The 15,326-nt window shown below is 64.6% G+C and carries 14 protein-coding genes; 5 read left to right on the forward strand and 9 right to left on the reverse strand.

The features are described from left to right. Positions 1-4: 4 nt before the first annotated feature. Genes WIMU1_RS17095 through WIMU1_RS17115 form a run of 5 tightly spaced genes read right to left on the reverse strand, consistent with a single transcriptional unit; the run spans position 5 to position 4,162 of the window. Complete coding sequence (locus WIMU1_RS17095) at positions 5-196, reverse strand: ferredoxin (protein ID WP_023956183.1); 192 nt, start codon at positions 194-196, stop codon at positions 5-7. Positions 197-211: 15 nt separating this feature from the next. Then, a complete protein-coding gene (gene cyp51, locus WIMU1_RS17100; protein ID WP_062798973.1) occupies positions 212-1,561 on the reverse strand; it encodes a lanosterol 14-alpha demethylase in 1,350 nt (449 codons plus the stop codon). Further along, positions 1,558-2,352 (reverse strand): SDR family oxidoreductase, encoded by a 795-nt coding sequence (locus WIMU1_RS17105; protein WP_062798975.1) that lies wholly within the window; start codon positions 2,350-2,352, stop codon positions 1,558-1,560. The genes cyp51 and WIMU1_RS17105 overlap by 4 nt, the downstream gene beginning before the upstream one ends. Next, positions 2,352-3,575 (reverse strand): cytochrome P450, encoded by a 1,224-nt coding sequence (locus WIMU1_RS17110; RefSeq protein ID WP_023956189.1) that lies wholly within the window; start codon positions 3,573-3,575, stop codon positions 2,352-2,354. The genes WIMU1_RS17105 and WIMU1_RS17110 overlap by 1 nt, the downstream gene beginning before the upstream one ends. Then, on the reverse strand, positions 3,572-4,162 hold the full coding sequence (locus WIMU1_RS17115; protein ID WP_030165000.1) for a TetR/AcrR family transcriptional regulator: 591 nt from the start codon (positions 4,160-4,162) through the stop codon (positions 3,572-3,574). The genes WIMU1_RS17110 and WIMU1_RS17115 overlap by 4 nt, the downstream gene beginning before the upstream one ends. 66 nt (positions 4,163-4,228) lie before the next feature. Here WIMU1_RS17115 and WIMU1_RS17120 point away from each other — a divergent pair, with 66 nt between their 5' ends. The 5 genes from WIMU1_RS17120 to WIMU1_RS17140 are packed head-to-tail and all read left to right on the forward strand — an operon-like array spanning position 4,229 to position 8,677. After that, positions 4,229-5,695, forward strand: a complete 1,467-nt coding sequence (locus tag WIMU1_RS17120; protein WP_062798977.1) for an aldehyde dehydrogenase — start codon at positions 4,229-4,231, stop codon at positions 5,693-5,695. A 9-nt stretch (positions 5,696-5,704) separates the two neighbouring features. Then, positions 5,705-6,442, forward strand: a complete 738-nt coding sequence (locus WIMU1_RS17125) for an SDR family oxidoreductase (protein ID WP_030165005.1) — start codon at positions 5,705-5,707, stop codon at positions 6,440-6,442. Next, positions 6,439-7,302, forward strand: a complete 864-nt coding sequence (locus WIMU1_RS17130) for an NAD(P)-dependent oxidoreductase (protein WP_030165008.1) — start codon at positions 6,439-6,441, stop codon at positions 7,300-7,302. Before WIMU1_RS17125 ends, WIMU1_RS17130 begins: the two co-directional genes overlap by 4 nt. Then, positions 7,299-7,685 carry a carboxymuconolactone decarboxylase family protein gene (locus WIMU1_RS17135; RefSeq protein WP_030165011.1) on the forward strand — a complete coding sequence of 129 codons (387 nt, stop codon included), beginning with the start codon at positions 7,299-7,301 and terminating at the stop codon, positions 7,683-7,685. The genes WIMU1_RS17130 and WIMU1_RS17135 overlap by 4 nt, the downstream gene beginning before the upstream one ends. Positions 7,686-7,693: 8 nt before the next feature. Beyond that, on the forward strand, positions 7,694-8,677 hold the full coding sequence (locus WIMU1_RS17140; RefSeq protein ID WP_062798978.1) for an LLM class flavin-dependent oxidoreductase: 984 nt from the start codon (positions 7,694-7,696) through the stop codon (positions 8,675-8,677). 95 nt (positions 8,678-8,772) lie between these two features. Here the strand turns inward: WIMU1_RS17140 and WIMU1_RS17145 are convergent, their stop codons facing one another. The 4 genes from WIMU1_RS17145 to WIMU1_RS17160 form a co-directional block, all read right to left on the reverse strand. Then, positions 8,773-10,095, reverse strand: coding sequence for an HNH endonuclease signature motif containing protein (locus tag WIMU1_RS17145; protein WP_062798980.1), 1,323 nt, complete (start codon positions 10,093-10,095; stop codon positions 8,773-8,775). A gap of 151 nt (positions 10,096-10,246) precedes the next feature. Next, positions 10,247-10,987 carry an ABC transporter ATP-binding protein gene (locus WIMU1_RS17150; protein WP_062798982.1) on the reverse strand — a complete coding sequence of 247 codons (741 nt, stop codon included), beginning with the start codon at positions 10,985-10,987 and terminating at the stop codon, positions 10,247-10,249. Continuing rightward, complete coding sequence (locus tag WIMU1_RS17155) at positions 10,984-13,776, reverse strand: branched-chain amino acid ABC transporter permease/ATP-binding protein (RefSeq protein WP_062798984.1); 2,793 nt, start codon at positions 13,774-13,776, stop codon at positions 10,984-10,986. The genes WIMU1_RS17150 and WIMU1_RS17155 overlap by 4 nt, the downstream gene beginning before the upstream one ends. A 51-nt stretch (positions 13,777-13,827) precedes the next feature. Beyond that, positions 13,828-15,072: an ABC transporter substrate-binding protein gene (locus tag WIMU1_RS17160; RefSeq protein ID WP_062798986.1), complete on the reverse strand. Its 1,245-nt coding sequence runs from the start codon at positions 15,070-15,072 to the stop codon at positions 13,828-13,830. Positions 15,073-15,326 lie beyond the last annotated feature (254 nt).

Genomic DNA, 15,326 nt, shown 5'->3' on the forward strand with positions numbered 1-15,326 from the left:
ACTTTCATTCTTCAATGATCTTGAGGGCCTGAGTGGGACAGTAACGCACAGCGCGCTTGACGTCCTCCAAATGGCTATCATCCGGTTGCGGGTCAAGGAGATTCACCGATTCGCGTTCAGCTTCGAAGATCTCCGGCGCTTCCATCTCGCACATTGCGTGTCCCTGGCACAGATCCAGGTCGACTTCGATTCTCATCGGCTGCTCCCGTCTTCAGCGAGCGCGCTTGCGGTACTTCACCTTGCACGGCTGGGCCAGCTGCACAACCATTTTCGAGTGATCGTTCTTGTACGACTCGGACGGCTGGCTCATCTCGAACTCATAGTTCTGCAGCAGCACGGAGAAGATCGCCTTGAGCTGCATGATGGCGAACTGCGCGCCGACGCAACGGTGCCTGCCCGCACCGAAGGGAATCCACGTCCACCGGTTGGCGAGATCTTCTTGACGGGGTTCGAGGTAGCGGTCCGGGTCGAAGCTGTCCGGGTTCGGGAAGTCTTCCGGCAACCGGTTCGAGATGGCAGGCGACGCGGCGATGGTCTGGCCGGCGGTGATCTCGAAGTCCTCGACGATGAACTCGTTCTGGACCACGCGCATCAACACGATCAGCGGAGGGTGCAACCGCAGGGCTTCTTTGAGCGCCGACTCCAGCTTGGGGATCTGACGCATCGCACCGAAGCTGTATTCGGCACCACCGGAGTAGATCTCGTCGAGCTCGTCGGTGACCTGCTTCATGTAGTCGGGGTGGCGCAGCAGTTCGATCAGCGTCCAGGCGGCGGTGCCGGATGTGGTGTGGTGTCCGGCGAACATCATCGAGATGAAGATCCCGGTGATGGTGTCCGCGGTGAAACGGAGGTTACCCTCCTCGTCGCGGATGGAGACCAGGACGTCGAGCAGGTCCTTGTCGTCGCTCTCGTCCGGCTCGGCGATGCGGGTGTCCATGATCTCTTGGACCAGCGCGACCAGTCCCTCGCGGGCGGCGTCACGCTTGCGGAAACTCTCGATGTCGGCATGGGCGTCCACGTACGCGATCGGGTCGGTGCCCTTTTCCAGATCGTGGTAGAGATGCGCGAACCTGCCGTCGAGCTGTTCGCGGAACTTCTTGCCCACCAAGCAGGTCGACGACGTGTAGATGGTCAACTCCGCGAAGAACTCAAGCAGATCGATCTCACCCGAATCACCCCAATCGGCGATCATGCGCTCGACCTCGAGTGGGATGGTCACGGCGTGGTTCTTCATGTGAGCGCCCTTGAGCGCCTGGTTGTGGAGCATCTCCGAACGCCGCTCGGGGCTGGCGTCGAACACCACACCCTCACCGAAGATCGGAGTCATGAAGGGGTAGGCCGCCGCCTGGTCCAGGTCCTCTTCCGATGCACGGAAGAAGGCCTCGTTGGCCGCGGCGCCCGAGACCAGCGCGACCTCGCGGTCGGCGAGCTGGAAGATCCCGACGTCGCCGCATTCTTTACGGACCCTCTTGAACAGGCCGATGGGATCGGTGGACAACTCGTCGAGATGGCCGTGCTCACCGTCGCCACCGGATACGCGCTTGGGCTTGGTCAGTGTCATTTGCTGTCTCCTTCAGTACGAGCGACCGGGGCTTCGGCCTCGACCTCGACCAGGCGCATGTGTGCACCCCGAGGCATTGAAACGATGGTTGTGACCGCGGTGGCCAGATGGACGGGCTTGAGGAAGTTGCCGTGCCGGGCCAGGCCCCACGGAATCCAGTCGTTGAGCACCGATTCGGCGACCTCGGGCGAGAAGTTCATCCCCATGCCGGTCATCACCTGGCCAGGACGGACGAGGCTGGCGCGCACACCGGTGCCCTCGAGCTCCATCCTGGCGACCTCGGCGAGTCCTTCGACACCGCACTTCGCGGCCACGTAGGCGCCCATCTGCGGACGCGGCGACACCACCACATCGGAGCTGATGAACACAAAATCACCACGCTGGCGACCGATCATCTCGGGGATCAGCCTGCGATACAGACGTTGTGCGCCGAACAGGTGGATGTTCACCTGCGCGGCGAAGTCGTCGGTGGACACCTCGAACGAGCGTCCCGGTTCCAGGTCGCCGGCACCGGACACTGCCACCTCGATGGGACCGAGCTGGGCTTCGGCCTTGGTGACGAACTCGTCGATCGAGTCGGCATCGGTGATGTCGAGCGGCAGGGCGATCGCCTCGCCACCCGCTTCGTTGATCTGGTCGGCGAACTCCTGTGACTTCTGCACCCGCCGGGCGCCCAGTGCCACCGGATAGCCGGCCGCACCGAGCATGACGGCCGTCGCTGCGCCGATGCCGGACGAGGCACCGGCGACGACCACCGGCCTGCGTTCTGGGTGTCCGGGGAACCGTGGCATCAGCGCACCTTCACTTTCATGGGCAGGGCTGCGAACCCGCGGACGTTGACCGAGTGCACCCGGGCGGCGTTCTCGATGTCGATGTCGATCTGGTCGATCGACTTGACGATCTGTCCCAGTGCGACATTGGCTTCCAGCCGCGCGAGGTGTGCGCCGAGGCAGAAGTGCGTGCCGAGGCCGAAGCTGGTCAGAGCCTGCGAGCTGTCCCTGGTGATGTCGTAGTTGTCGGGGTTCTCGAACACGTCCTCGTCGCGGTTCGCCGAGCCCAGGAGCAAGAGCACACGCTGACCGGCGGGGATCGTGTAGCCGCCGTACTCGACGTCCTCCATGACCCGGCGGACGACGATCTGGGTGGAGTTGTCGTACCGCAGGGTCTCTTCGGTCCACTGGGGCACGGCCTCGGGATCGGCCATCGGTATCGCGAGCTGATCGGGGAACCGCCATCCCCAATACACCGCATTGGCAAGCAATTTGGTGGTCGTCTCGTTGCCTGCGACGATCATCAGGATCATGAACCCGATGATCTCGTCCTCGGTGAGCCTGGTCTTCTCACCCGTCTCGTCGTCGAGGACCTCGGCGTCGAGGAGTGCGGACACCAGGTCGGTACCCGGCTTCTTGCGGCGCTCGACGAGCAGCTCGGTGTAGTAGCGGGTCAGCTCGAAGTAGGCGAGCACCGCGGCCTCGGGAACATCGAAGACGCCCTCTTCGCGGTGGATCAGCAGGTCGGACTGGGTACGCAGATGGGCGCGGTCGGCCACCGGCACGTCGAGCAACTCCGACACCACATCCATGGGCAGCAGACCGGCGAACTCGGTGACGTAGTCGAACTCCCCCATCTCCAGGCAGCGACTCCAGTGTTGTTGGGTCAGTTCGGCGATCCGGTCACCCAGCTCCGCGACCCGCTTGGGCGTGAAGCCCTTGGAGACCAGTTTGCGGATGCGCATGTGCTTCGGGTCGTCCAGGGCAAGGAACGACATCGACTTGTGTGCATCGGGGCCGTAGGCGGCCGGGTCCATCGACACACCCCAGCTGTTGGACAACCGGACTGCGTCGCGGAATCCGTTGCGTACGTCCTCGTGCTTGGCGAACGCCCAGAAGTCCATGTCCGCATTGTGGTAGACCGGCGCCTCGGCGCGCAGGCGGGCATACGTGGGATAGGGGTCTTCGTGGAAGTTGTAGTCGTAGGGGTCGAACGGGACCCGGGTCTGCATACCTGTGGTCATCGGTTCTCCAGCAGTAGTCGTGCCGCCGCGTCGAGCCGGTCGGCGATGGCGGAATAGGTTTCGTATCCCATGCCGGCACGCACGAGCGCGCCGGAGTACAGCATTTCGAGCGCCTCGAGCAGCGCCTCGTTCTCAGGGGCCTCGGGGTCGCCGCCGAGGGCGGTGGCCAGTCGTTGCCGGATCAGTACACCGATGCGCAACCGGAGGTGCTCGACATCCGGATCCGAACCCAGAAGCGATGCGGTCACCGCACGGGCCAGATGGGTGTCGTCCTCGACAGCCAATGCCACCGAACGCAATTGGGTGACAACCCGTTCGGTTCTGGGCAACGAGGGGTCGGGGTCGGCGATTCCCTCGGCCAGCCGGCGCCAGAAGAGCTCGGCCACCACATGCCCCTTGGAACTGAAGTACGTGTAGGCCGTGGCCGGTGCGACGCCTGCGCGCTTGGCCACAGATCGCACGGTCAAGGCGTCGTATCCGACTTCCCGCAACACCTCCACCGCCGCGGCGGTCAGCCGGTTGACGGTCTCCGCCTGAGCGGTCGTCAGCCGCCGGCGAGTGGATTCGAAAGAAACCGGACTGGACATGGACGCTGACATTACACTAGGTTCATACTCGAGTCCAGACACGTGTCCAGAAGGAGGCGACCAGCAATGGCGCTGAAGCCAGAAACCAGCTCTGAGCTGCTCATCGACGGGAAGCTCGTACCCGGTTCCGGTGGCACTTTCGACATCATCAACCCGGCCACCGAGGAGGTGATCGGGCAGGCCGCCGACGGCACCGTTGCCGACATGGAGGCCGCCATCGCCGCCGCGCGCACGGCATTCGACACCACCACCTGGCGCCACGACCACGCCTTCCGGGCCAAGTGCCTGCGCCAACTCCGCGACGCCTTGCAGGGCCACATAGAAGAGCTCCGCGAGATCACCATCGCCGAGGTGGGTGCCCCCCACTTTCTGACCTCAGGCCCCCAACTCGAGGGCCCGATCAACGATCTGGGCTGGTTGGCCGACCTCGCCGAGAGCTACGAATGGGAAAGCGACCTCGGTCGGGCCAAACCGATGGGTATCAAGACCCAGCGGCGGGTGCAGCGTGAGGCCGCCGGTGTGGTCGGCGCCATCACGCCGTGGAACTTCCCGCACCAGATCAACTTCGCGAAGATCGGCCCCGCGCTGGCCGCCGGTTGCACGGTGGTCCTCAAGCCCGCCCCCGACACCCCTTGGTGCGCGGCGCTGGTCGGCAAGGTCATCGCCGAGGAAACCGACATCCCGGCCGGTGTGATCAACATTGTCACCTCGAGCGATCACTCTGTGGGAGCGGTACTTTCGAGCGATCCCCGCGTCGACATCGTCTCGTTCACCGGCTCCACGGCGACCGGCAAGAAGGTGATGGCGGCAGCTGCCGACAGCCTCAAGCGCGTCTTCCTCGAACTCGGCGGCAAGTCGGCGTTCATCGTGCTCGACGACGCCGACCTCGCATCGGCCTGCTCCATGGCCGGCTTCTCCGTGGTCACCCATGCGGGCCAGGGTTGCGCGTTGACCACGCGACTGCTGGTTCCCCGCGACAAGTACGACGAAGCCATTGCGCTGACCCGTGATTCGATGGCGGGACTACCTGCGGGAGATCCCACCGATGCCGGAACCATCTGTGGTCCGGTCATCTCCGCGACGCAGCGAGACCGCGTCGAGGGCTATTTGAAGCTGGCGCGCGAGGAGGGCGGCACCATCGAGATCGGTGGCGGCAGGCCCGCGGACAAAGAGAAGGGCTACTACATCGAGCCCACCCTGATCTCGGGGGTGGAGAACTCCGCACGTGTTGCGCAAGAAGAGATCTTCGGCCCCGTGCTCGTGATCATCCCCCACGACGGCGACGACGACGCGATCAACATCGCCAACGATTCCCCCTACGGCCTGTCCGGTGCTGTGTGGGGCACCGACCCCGAACGCATCCAGCACGTTGTCGACGCTGTCCGCACCGGGACGATGAGCATCAACGGTGGTATCTGGTACGGCGCCGACGTGCCGTTCGGCGGCTACAAGCAATCCGGCATCGGGCGCGAGATGGGCGTTGCCGGATTCGAAGAATATTTGGAACTCAAAGCCATCGCGGCACCAGCATAAGGAGCATGTATGAGCAACAACCGATTTGAAGGCAAAACCGCCATCGTCACCGGCGCCGCCGGTGGTATCGGCGAAATCTATGCACGCCGTCTGGCCGCCGAGGGCGCCAACGTTGTGGTCGCCGACCTCAACGACGAGGCCGGCAAGCAGGTCGCCACCGACCTCGGTGGGCTCTACGTCAACACCGACGTCTCCGATCCCGAGTCGGCGCAGGCCCTGGCCACCGCCACCCTCGACGCCTACGGACAGATCGACTATCTCGTGAACAACGCCGCGATCTACGGCGGGATGAAGCTCGACTTCCTCATCACCGTCCCCTGGGATTACTACAAGAAGTTCATGAGCGTGAACCTCGACGGCGCCCTCAATGTGACCCGTGCCGTCTACGGTCACATGAAGCCCGGTAGCGCGATCGTCAACCAGTCTTCCACCGCGGCATGGCTGTACAGCGGCTTCTACGGCTTGGCCAAGGTGGGAGTGAACGGCCTGACCCAGCAGCTCGCCACCGAACTCGGCGGTTCCGGCATCCGCGTCAACGCGATCGCACCGGGGCCCATCGACACCGAGGCGACCAAGTCGACGACGCCGGGCAGCATGGTCAAGGACATGGTCAGCAAGCTGCCGCTGTCTCGCATGGGCACACCCGACGATCTGGTCGGCATGCTCCTGTTCCTGCTGTCGGACGAAGCCGGCTGGATCACCGGTCAGATCTTCAATGTCGATGGCGGACAGATCATCCGGTCATGACAGATCAGAAAGCAGTCGGCTTCATCGGCCTGGGCAACATGGGTGCCCCCATGGCCGAGCGCCTACTCGCCTGGCCCGGCGGCCTGGTTGTCTGCGACACCCGGCCCGAGGCGGCCGAGAAGCTGGTCGAAGCCGGAGCCACGCTGGCTGATTCGCCTGCCGAGGTCGCCAAGACCGCAGGGGTCATCGGCATCACCGTCCTCAACGACGAGCAGGTCAAGTCGGTGGTCTCCGGCCCCGACGGCATCCTGCAGACCGCGGCGCCCGGCACGGTCATCGCGATCCACTCCACGATCGGTCCGCAGACCGCGATCGATCTCGCCGCGGTGTGCGCGAAGTCGCGCGTGGAGCTGGTGGATGCACCGGTCTCCGGGGGCGCCCCCGGAGCGCAACAAGGCAAGCTCGCCATCATGGTCGGCGGTGAGCGGTCGGCGTATCTACAGCTGAAAGAGCCGTACGCCTCGGTCTCGGACATGATGGTGCACGCCGGACCGGTGGGTGCCGGTACCCGGATGAAGTTGGCCCGCAATCTGCTTCACTTCATCGCTTTCACCGCGACCACCGAGGCGGCGCGGCTGGCGGAGGCGGCGGGCATCGACATCGCCAAGCTAGGCAAGGTGGTCCGGCACACCGATGCGATAACGGGTGGGCCGGGTGCGATCATGCTGCGGGACACCACGGCGCCCATCGATCCCGACGACTTCTGGTACGGAATCTTCACGCACGTGCGGGATCTCGGCGAGAAGGACCTCGCACTCGCCTTGCAGCTCGGCGCCGAACTCGGAGTCGATCTGCCGCTCGGGCATATCTCTTTGGATCGTTTCGCTGACGGCTTGGGTGTGGGAAAGGCAAAACAATGACTACTGAGGGCACGTCAGAGCGACGTCAACGGGGCCTGGACATGATGTCCAAGGTGTACGGATGGGACATGCAGGACGGCCCTGGCGACTTCTTCGCGCACACCGCCGATCAGCTGTTCGCCGAGGTGTGGACCCGTGAGGGGCTCACCGTGCGGGATCGGAGACTGCTGCTGCTGGGCGCGCTGGCCGCAACCGGGCAGACCGATGTCGCCGAGATCCAGGCCGGCGCCGCACTCGGGAACGGCGAACTCGATGGCGATCAGCTACTCGAAATCGCTTTGTTCCTCTGCTATTACATCGGCTGGCCGCAAGGTACCCGGCTCAACATGATGTTCGGCGAGGTCATCAAGAAGCACAAGAAGGCGACGCGGGCAGCGGACTGAGCTGTCCGGTGACATTCTTCGCGACTCGATTCGACTTCCGCGCTCCCGGCGCCACCCCCGCCGCCCGCGGCGAACTGTTCGCGCGGTCGGTGGAGCAGGCGGAGTACCTCGACACCCACGGCCAGGACGCCCTGATGTTGTCGGAGCACCACGGTTCGCCCGACGGCTACCTCCCGAGTCCGATGCTGGTGGCGTCGGCGTTCGCCGCGCGAACGTCTCGAATCGCGATCACAGTGTCCGCGCTTGTCGCGAATCTGTACGACCCGCTGCGGTTGGCCGAGGAGATCGCGGTCCTAGACCACCTCAGCGGAGGTCGGGTGTCGTACACGCTCGGTCTCGGGTACCTGCCCCACGAGTACGCCCAACTCGGTCGGCCGTGGGGCAGTCGGGGCGCCGATATCGAACGACTGATCGGCGTTCTCCGGGCCGCGTGGAGTGGAGAACCGTTCGAGTTCGAAGGACGGACAGTGCAGGTGACTCCGGCCCCGTTGTCCAAGCCCCACCCGATGCTGTTCTACGGCGGCGGCTCCAGGGCTGCTGCTCTGCGCGCCGCCCGACTCGACCTCGGCTTCCAACCCCAAGTCGCCGACACCGCGTTGCGCGACCTGTACGAGTCGGAATGCCGTGCGCACGGCCGCGAACCGGGTTTTGTGATGATGCCGCCGCCAGGGCCGTCGACGGTGTTCTGCACCGAAGACCCGGACCGGTTCTGGCACCACTACGGCTCGTACCTTCTCGCCGACGCCCAGGCGTACGAGGCATGGCACGGCGATCACGCCTCGCATGTTCGAGACAGCTCCACCACCGTGGACGAACTTCGTAGCGGCACGGGCTATCTGGTCTGCACCCCGGACGACCTGGTCGAGAAATGCCGTAGTCGCGAAGTACGCCTGGTGACAAGTCACCCCCTGTGCGGCGGGATGCCTGAGCAACCCTCCTGGGACAGCGTGCACCTCATCGGCGAGAACGTACTCCCCGCACTGAGGAACTGACGCCCCAGAGACTGGGACTGAGTCGGCCTCACACTGTGTAGTTGTCAAGGAGCTGGTCGATCGGTTACATGGTCTGCAGTTCGAGATCTCGAGTTCTAGGCGGCGGCGGGCAGGACGATCCGCGACCGTCGGTGGGCCGGTATCGGTTTCTGTCGTCGATCGACACTCTTCGGTGGCGTGAACCACGGATGCCCATCGCCTCCTATCGCGACTGCCCACCCCTGGTGGTGGATCATTCGGTGGTGGTGCCGACACAACAGGACGGTGTTGCTCAGGCTGGTCTTGCCGCCTTTGGACCAGTGCTCGAAGTGATGGGCATCGGTCCATCCCGCAGGGCGACCACATCCTGGGAACGCGCATCCACAATCGCGCGCCAACAACGCTTTCCGTATCGCCGGGGTGACCGTGCGATGTTCTCGACCGACGTCGAGAGGTACACGTTCACCGTTGAGGATCATCGACGTCAACGTGGCATCGCAGGCCAGAAACCGTGCGGCTTCACCGCTGATCGGACCCATCCACTGCAGGTGGAACGCGCTCGTATAACCCCGGTCATCAAGGAACTGCGCGTACTCATCCGTCGACGCCCCTGACCCCGGCAGTGCCGCCCCTTCCTCGGCCAGCTCACGCGCATCAACGGTCATCGTCAGATGCGGGCGCACCCCACCCACCGTCGGCCGGTCTTCGGCCTGCAAGTAGGCGTCGATCAAGCGCTCGAGGCCTTCGGCCATTCGTTGTTCGGTCGAGCGTGGGTCAGGCGTGCCATCGTCGGCCGGCATCGGCCTGGTCAGTGGATCCAGCCCGGTCAACAATTTCTCCCCGAGAATTGCGTCGACGTCGAACTTTCCGCGCACCCGCCCGTCACCACCGGGAGTGACCGTGAAGCCGTTCAGCGCAGCGTTTTCCGACACCGGCACCGCACCTGTTGTTGGCGCGAGCGCGCACGCATCACCGCGAGCCCGTTCACCGATCTCAGTGGGTGTGGCACCCGACCACGCCTGCCCCAGCAGGCGGTTCACACAGGCGTCGCGGGCTGCGTCCGGCAATTCGGGCACAGCTCGCTCGACATGCGCTATGCCCCGCACGATCGCGTCGACCTGCTCGCCGGAGAAGTCACCGTCGCGAGCATGATCCTCGACCCGCGGTAACAACGCCAAGGCACGGCCTACCCGCACCGTGCGGTGGGAACACCCCGGCGCAAGTCCCCCGCTCATCAACAGAGCAGCAGTGGACGCCGATCCGAGCCGCTTGGCCACACCACGCCGATCGAGCGCCCCCGCCCACAGCGACAACACGTGATCAACAAGATGACGAACCTTTATCAACGCCACCACCTGCTCAGCCAAGACGGCATCAGCTTCAGGTGGTGACCCCTGCGCAACCACAGCCAACGCTGTGCGGATTCCCCCGATATCCATGCCTCAACATTAGAACAAGATCACCGTTCGCACAAGTGTTCGAATCAACTTATTTCGCTGCGCCACAACCTATTTCGAGGCGGCGAACACTGGCGAACCACCCAGTCTAACCGCGGGGTCTGACAGTTTCTTCGACGAGAAAGAGCCCAACTCAGCCCGCAACGCTCTCCGAGTCATCTTTGCGCGCACCCATGTACGCCCGCTCGACCAACGATGGATCGTCCGACAGCACCGACGAGGGCTGGTCGAGGACCACTTCACCATGCACCATGATCACGGCTCGGTCCGCGATCCCGAGGGCGAGGTGGACGTGCTGTTCCACCAGTACGACCGCTGTGTCGCCCCGGTCCGCGACCGCGCGGATGATCGGCAGGATCGACTCCACCACAACGGGTGCGAGCCCCATGCTCAGCTCGTCGATGAGCAGTACCTTCGGCCGCTGGATGAGTGCGCGGCCGATGGCCAGCATCTGCTGCTCACCCCCAGACAGCTGGCCGGCGTCGACTTTGAGGCGAGCACCGAGTGCCGGGAAGTACTCGAGCACCTCGTTCAGGGCCTGCTTGCCGCGGTCACGTCCGCGGGTCGCGAGCTGGAGATTCTTGCGCACGCTCAGTCCGCGGAAGAGCGCGCGGTCGTCGGGCACCAGCACGAGGCCCGATCCCACTGCCGCGCGCGGACTTCCGCGACGAAGGGTCTGCCCACCCACCAAGACGTCCCCGCCGAAACTCGGCAACAACCCGGCCAAGGTGAGCAACAAGGTGGTCTTGCCTGCACCATTCGGCCCCAGCAGCGACACCACCTCGCCCGCGCCGATGTTCAGGTCGACGTTGCGCACACACGGGCTGCGCTTGAAGTACCCGGCCTCCAGGCCCTTGCATTCCAGCACGCTCATGAGATCACCTTCTGTTCCGTGAGCCCGGTCGCCGATGTGGCCTCGGCGGTGTCCCGACCACCCGCAGGCACACCCAGATAGGCACGGATGACATGCTCATCGGCCCGGATGGCGTCGGGTGTCCCACTGGCGATGACCTTGCCGAGATCGAGAACGATGATTCGATCACACACGGACAGAACGAGTTCCATGTCGTGGTCGACGAGGAGCATCGTCATGCCGTTGTTGCGGACGGCGCGTAGCCGTTCACCGAGCCACCGACTCTCGTTGCTGTCGAGGCCGGCGGCGGGCTCGTCGAGCAGTGCCACCGAAGGATTGCCGGCGAGCACCCGCGCCATCGACACCAATTGCCGTTGTCCTTGTGACAGTGAGGCAACGGTGACATCGGCGACCGAATGCAGATCGAGCAAGCCGAGAACATCATCGACGCTCTCGTCGCTCGTGGAAGCCTTACCGCCACGCGCGCCGACGGTGACGTTCTCCCGCACGGACAGGTCGTCGTACAGCTCGACATCCTGGAACGTGCGACCCAATCCACGTCGGCTGCGTCGGTGCGGAGCCAGATCGGTCACGTCGGTTCCGTCGAGAGTGATGTGTCCCGACGCCGCCGCGAACCCACTGATGGCGTCGATCAGAGTGGTCTTTCCGGCACCGTTCGGCCCGATCAGCCCGACAATCTCGCCGTCGAACACCTCGAACGACACCTCACTCACAGCGGTGACTGCGCCGTACTGCACCGACACGGAGTCGACCTTCAGCAGCGTCCGGTCACGATCGATCACCGGTGTACCGGCGTCGAGCCGACTGGATGTCGGCGCCGTCGAGGCATCAGGCTCCCCGGCCGGGGCTCGGGGTGTCTCAGGGCGCGAGAACCGTTGCACCAGAGGGGTGATGCGTCCGGCGATGCCGTCCGGGTTGACCATCACCGTCAGGATGAGGAGCACCCCACTGGCCAGCGCGTAGTAGTCACCGAAGTCGAAGGCCCGGTCGAGCACGATGTACAGCAACGCACCGGGAGCGAGGACACCTGCGAGCAGGGCGCCCGACACGGACGTGATCCCGGCGGTGTAGATGATGGCGAAGATCGCGATGCCGGCGAACACACTGAACGGATCAGCGGTTGCGAGAGTTTGTTGGTATGCGAGCAATGTGCCGCTGAGCCCGGCGAGGAACGAGCCGATTGCGAACGCGGCCAACTTGGTTCGCGACACGTTGATACCCGCGGCGGCCGCGGACCTCTCGTTGGCGCGGACGGCGAGCATGGCCGAGCCCAGCCGACTGCGCCGCAGCAGGCCGACGCCGACCGCAGCGATCACCACGATGATCAGGCACAGGATCCCGAACGAGACCCTCGGGTAGTTCTCCCCGGCGCCGATACCCAGATCGATCCCGAAGATGCTCGGTGCGTCGAAGTTCGAGCCCTTGAGTCCGCCGTTGAACGACGGGTTGCGGAACCAGAAGGTCTCCAGGAACACCGCGAGCGCAAGCGTGACGACCATGAACGGGAGCCCCCGGATCCGGAGGGCGGGCAACCCGACCACCACCCCGATGACCGTGGCCATCAGTGCAGCCAGGATCGGCGCGAACGGGAACGGTATCCCCAGTTCGGTGTTCACCACACTCAACCCGAAGGCACCGACACCCGCGAGGGTCAGCTGAGCGAGCGAGACCTGTCCGGCGAACCCGGTCACCACCACCTGCGAGAGTCCGAGGATGGCGAAGATGAACGTGGCGATGATCGCCCCGCGGTAGCTGCCCGACGTCGCCGACAGGGCGATGACGGCAATCACGGTGGCGGCAATCGCCGGCGTCCAGATCCGTCTCGGACGGGGAGCCCGGCCGAGGTTCTGGTGCACGATACCGCCGCGACTGGGCAACGGCCGACCTTTGACCACCAGGAACACCAGAATCAAGAGCAGCGGGATCGCCTCGGATACACCAGATTTCGGAATCCAGCTGTAGAGACTCTGCAGGTGCGTTCCCTCTGCCTGCAGTATTCCGATGCCCAGCCCCGCCGCGACGGCCAAAGCCATGGACGAGAAGTTGCCCACAAGCGCCGCAGCCAGTGCGGGCACGATGAACATCGTGTACGCGATCGGGCTCAGGGGCACGATCGGGGCGATGAGGATACCGCCGAGTCCGGCGATCACCGACGACAGAGCCCAGTTGCTCACTGCGATGCGATCGGGCGAAAGCCCGGTGACAAACGCACCTTTCTCCGATTCCGCGGCGGCTTCGGTGGCAACGCCGAACCGCGTGAAGTGATACACCAGCGCGACCACCGTCGCCAGGGCCACGATCACCACGGCGAGCCAGATGCGGTCCGTGGGCACCTGACTCTCACCGATGGAGAGGACTCCCGGTTCGAAGATCGGTGCCACCGGAACCGCTGTGGTGCCGACCCGAAGCGCGAGGAGCGCCTGGATGGCCAGCATGAGACCGATTGACGCAACGGCTTTGGCGACCACCGGCGCCGACCGCATCGGCCGGAAGACCACCAGGTACAGCAGCGCTCCCAGCGCCGCCGCGATCACCAGCGAGATCGCGACGGCGGGAACGAGATCGAGTTCGCCACCCAATTCGATCGTCGACGGGAAGCCGGGTACCGGGATGAGGAGTTCTCCCTCACGCAGTAACCCATACGTGTACGTGGTGTACAGCGCGACAGCTCCCGTCGCGAAGTTCACCACCCCCGAACTCTTGAAGGTCATCACCAACGCGAGTCCGAGGGCGGCGTAGACCGCTCCGTTGCCCAGGCCGAGAAAGAGATAGGCAAAGTGCTCGGTCATCTACTGTTCCAACTTCTTTCGATGATTCAGGTGGGTCTTCTCGCGCTGGATCTAGCCGACGCTCGTCAGGTTCGAGGGCTTGCCCTCGCTGTCGACCGGACCGACGAGCAACGTCTTGCTGCAGATCGACGGCAGCTGCGGGATCGCGGTGCCGTTGCAGGTGAACTTCAGTCCGGCCCCGATGGGGAGCGGGATGTCCTTGGCTGCTTTGAGCGCTCCGGTCACCGTTGCGGGCGAGATGTCGCCGGTCAGGTTCTCGATCACCCGGTACAGGCCGAGAACGCCCTGGTATCCGGTGTAGCCGTAGCCGCCGATGTCGGTCTCCGGTGCGTACTGCGCCATCACGGAGCGGTAGAGGACCGAGTCGGGATCGTCTGAGTATATGTCGACGGTGGTGAAGTCCTTGATGCCTTCCATGACCGATCCGCCAACGGCTTTCACCACGTCAGGGGCGACGCACGTGGGCACGACCAGTCGGTCTTTGCCTGGGGCGACGGTCTGCATGGTCTTCAGCACCGAGATGCACATGTTGGCGTCGCCGACGATGGCGACGGCATCGGGGTTGTCGGACAGCCCTGCGGTGAGCTGCGGCGTGGGGTCGGGCACCGCGGTCGGAATGGGTACGACCTTGAGTTCGATACCTGCCGCCTGGAAGATCGGGTTACCGATCGCGGAGATCGCCGCGGGGGTGCCTCCACCGTCACCCGACATGAGGGCCAGCTTCTTGATGCCGTTCTGCGCCGAGTACTGAGCCATACCGGCGAGCACGCCGGGCAGTCCGGCGGTGAACATGAAGGAGTCCGGCGAGGTCAGCTCGACGGGGGTGACGCCGACCGGGCCGACGTACGGGATACCTGCGCCGGAGAGGATCGGCAACATCGCCGGCCCTTGGGCTCCACCGGGAACCACCACTGCGACAACACCTTGCTCGACCATCTGGTTGGCGCAGTTCGTCGCCGAAGCCGGTTCTTCCTGCTGCTTGCAGATGACGAGTTCGATGGGCCGTCCATCGACCCCGCCCGCGTTGGCGTTGATGTATTCGGCTGCGGCCTGAGCGGTTTCGCGGTTGGCCGGGAAAGAAGCGAACGAGCCGCCTTCGCTGTTGATGAAGCCCACCTTGATCGGGGCGCCAGTGGCCGCGTCCGCCGGCAGGGATGTTGTGGGCAGCGACGAATCCGGGGAGTCACTGTCGGAACCGTCGCTGCACGCGCTGACGCCGAGAACTGTCAACAACACCGAGGCACCGACGCCGAAGATGACTTGGCCGCGGCTGCGACTTGTCCTGCGTGACTTCATATTTCATACCCTTCACGATCCATGGATGGGGCGATCGAGCGCCAGACGCCATCGCCCGGCCATCCACGACGGAGGACTGGTTTCTCAGTGGGCTCGCGAGGAGCGGGAGATGGGGCGGCTGGTGATGCAGATCACTTTGTTCGAAGCCAGTCAGACATTACGCACAGACATTCGTATCGTCAACCGTATAGACGGGTGTCCAGTTGTGTGATTGAGTGGAGTTCTCGACAGCGGTCACAGGCGCCGGACCCAGC

It is taken from the genome of Williamsia muralis NBRC 105860 (genome assembly GCF_001598915.1).
In the GTDB taxonomy this organism is placed as follows: Bacteria; Actinomycetota; Actinomycetes; order Mycobacteriales; family Mycobacteriaceae; genus Williamsia; species Williamsia muralis.

What these genes read in the sequence shown, in the direction of transcription:
- WIMU1_RS17095 (WP_023956183.1), bottom strand. Translation starts at nt 196, where the DNA reads ATGAGAATCGAAGTCGACCTGGATCTGTGCCAGGGACACGCAATGTGC.
- cyp51 (WP_062798973.1), bottom strand. Translation starts at nt 1,561, where the DNA reads ATGACACTGACCAAGCCCAAGCGCGTATCCGGTGGCGACGGTGAGCAC.
- WIMU1_RS17105 (WP_062798975.1), bottom strand. Translation starts at nt 2,352, where the DNA reads ATGCCACGGTTCCCCGGACACCCAGAACGCAGGCCGGTGGTCGTCGCC.
- WIMU1_RS17110 (WP_023956189.1), bottom strand. Translation starts at nt 3,575, where the DNA reads ATGACCACAGGTATGCAGACCCGGGTCCCGTTCGACCCCTACGACTAC.
- WIMU1_RS17115 (WP_030165000.1), bottom strand. Translation starts at nt 4,162, where the DNA reads ATGTCCAGTCCGGTTTCTTTCGAATCCACTCGCCGGCGGCTGACGACC.
- WIMU1_RS17120 (WP_062798977.1), top strand. Translation starts at nt 4,229, where the DNA reads ATGGCGCTGAAGCCAGAAACCAGCTCTGAGCTGCTCATCGACGGGAAG.
- WIMU1_RS17125 (WP_030165005.1), top strand. Translation starts at nt 5,705, where the DNA reads ATGAGCAACAACCGATTTGAAGGCAAAACCGCCATCGTCACCGGCGCC.
- WIMU1_RS17130 (WP_030165008.1), top strand. Translation starts at nt 6,439, where the DNA reads ATGACAGATCAGAAAGCAGTCGGCTTCATCGGCCTGGGCAACATGGGT.
- WIMU1_RS17135 (WP_030165011.1), top strand. Translation starts at nt 7,299, where the DNA reads ATGACTACTGAGGGCACGTCAGAGCGACGTCAACGGGGCCTGGACATG.
- WIMU1_RS17145 (WP_062798980.1), bottom strand. Translation starts at nt 10,095, where the DNA reads ATGGATATCGGGGGAATCCGCACAGCGTTGGCTGTGGTTGCGCAGGGG.
- WIMU1_RS17150 (WP_062798982.1), bottom strand. Translation starts at nt 10,987, where the DNA reads ATGAGCGTGCTGGAATGCAAGGGCCTGGAGGCCGGGTACTTCAAGCGC.
- WIMU1_RS17155 (WP_062798984.1), bottom strand. Translation starts at nt 13,776, where the DNA reads ATGACCGAGCACTTTGCCTATCTCTTTCTCGGCCTGGGCAACGGAGCG.
- WIMU1_RS17160 (WP_062798986.1), bottom strand. Translation starts at nt 15,072, where the DNA reads ATGAAGTCACGCAGGACAAGTCGCAGCCGCGGCCAAGTCATCTTCGGC.